This is a genomic window from Glaciihabitans sp. UYNi722, from assembly GCF_040549465.1.
GTDB lineage: Bacteria > Actinomycetota > Actinomycetes > Actinomycetales > Microbacteriaceae > Lacisediminihabitans.
On sequence record NZ_JBEPTL010000054.1, the window covers coordinates 1 to 1,660 of the forward strand.

General features: G+C 62.3%; 1 protein-coding gene. It reads left to right on the top strand.

Translation table 11 applies throughout. The features are described 5' to 3' along the window. Positions 1-125 precede the first annotated feature (125 nt). Positions 126-1,520 (top strand): IS1380 family transposase, encoded by a 1,395-nt coding sequence (locus ABIB56_RS18430; protein WP_354570684.1) that lies wholly within the window; start codon positions 126-128, stop codon positions 1,518-1,520. The last annotated feature ends 140 nt before the right edge of the window (positions 1,521-1,660 follow it).

Below are 1,660 nucleotides of genomic sequence, written 5' to 3' on the forward strand. Positions count from 1 at the left end.
CTTAGCCTCGATCCACCGATCGGGTTGGGTTGGGGGCGGCGCGTTAAACCGAGAATGCCTGTCGGATCAGGGAAAATGGGGTTTGTCTAGAACACCGTTTCAATGATTCGAGAGGCATCTCGTAGATGCAAGTTTCTCACATGGCTCGTGCCGTTTCGGGGTCATTCGATGACCCAAATCTGGTGTCGGTCGCGGGCCTGGTCCCCGTGATGAAACTCGCCGAGAAGGCAGGGCTGCGGGCTTTGGCTCAGAGGTGGTTGAGCGTCCCGACCGACAAGGGCGCTAACGCTGGGCTGAAGGTGGCCTCACTGGTGGGCGGGATGGTCGCCGGCGCTGACTCGATCGATGACATGGCGCTGCTCAGACATGGTGGGATGCGGAAACTGTTCAACGCCTGCTACGCGCCCTCGACTCTCGGGTCGTTCCTGCGTTCGTTCACCTTTGGTCACGTCCGCCAGCTCGACGCCGTCGCGTCGCGTTTCCTCGGGAACTTGACCGAACACACCCCACTGCTGGTCAACGACAACGACAACGGTTACGTGTTCCTCGATGTCGACGACACCATCATTGAGGTCCATGGTTACCAGAAGCAGGGCTCCGGCTACGGCTACTCCGGTGTCCGCGGGCTCAACGCACTCCTGGCGACGCTGAAAACTTCATCGTCGGCCCCGATAGTCGTTGCCCAACGGTTGCGCCGCGGCGCGTGTGGTTCCCCGCGCGGCGCGGGAAAGCTGACCAGTGACGCCCTGGCCACGATCAAGCGCCTCCGCGGCACGAACACCGCCCGGATCCTGGCCCGGTTCGACTCCGCGTTCTATGGCTACGCGACCATCAACGCCGCGATCAAAGCAGGAGCGGCCGTGTCCGTGACAGCGCGAATGGATCCGGCAATCAAACGAGCGATCGGAACAATCCCCGACGGCGGGTGGGAGGCCATTGAATACACCGATGCGATCTACGACGAGACGTCCAAGACGTGGATCTCCAACGCTGAGGTCGCCGAGATCGCGTTCACCGCGTTCACCTCCCGCAAGAAAAGCGAACACATCATCGGACGGCTCGTCGTTCGGCGCATCCCAGAACTGAACAAGAAAGCCGGAGCCGATCAACCCACTCTGTTCGACACGCACCGGTTCCACGCGTTCTTCACTACCAGCGATCTGGACACCGTCACAGCCGATAAAACCCACCGCGGTCACGCGATCATCGAGCAGGTCAACGCCGACCTGAAGGGCAGCGCCCTGGCACACCTGCCCTCCGGGGTGTTCACCGCGAACGCAGCCTGGCTGACCCTGGCTGCCATGGCCTTCAACCTCACCCGCGCCGCAGCGACGGTGGCCGGCACCGGGCTCGCCAAAGCCACCACCGCCACCATCCGCCGGAAACTGATCAGCATCCCCGCGAGGATCGCCACCTCAGCCCGCCGCATCAGCCTCCACCTGCCCATGGACTGGCCCTGGAAAACCGGCTGGACAGTGCTATTCGACCGGGCCGGACCACCGATAGCCACCACCACCTGACCACCCAGCCGAACCGGCTTTACCAAGAACAAGTGGAACACGCGGACAGCGAGGCCCGCAGATCAATACTGCCCTCAGCCCATCAACCCTCTCAAATCAAAAAGCGACACCCGACCTCAAAGAATCAGTGGATCCAGGCT

Bases quoted from the DNA above. Each gene is read 5' to 3' on its own strand.
- ABIB56_RS18430 (WP_354570684.1), top strand. From the start codon at position 126: ATGCAAGTTTCTCACATGGCTCGTGCCGTTTCGGGGTCATTCGATGAC.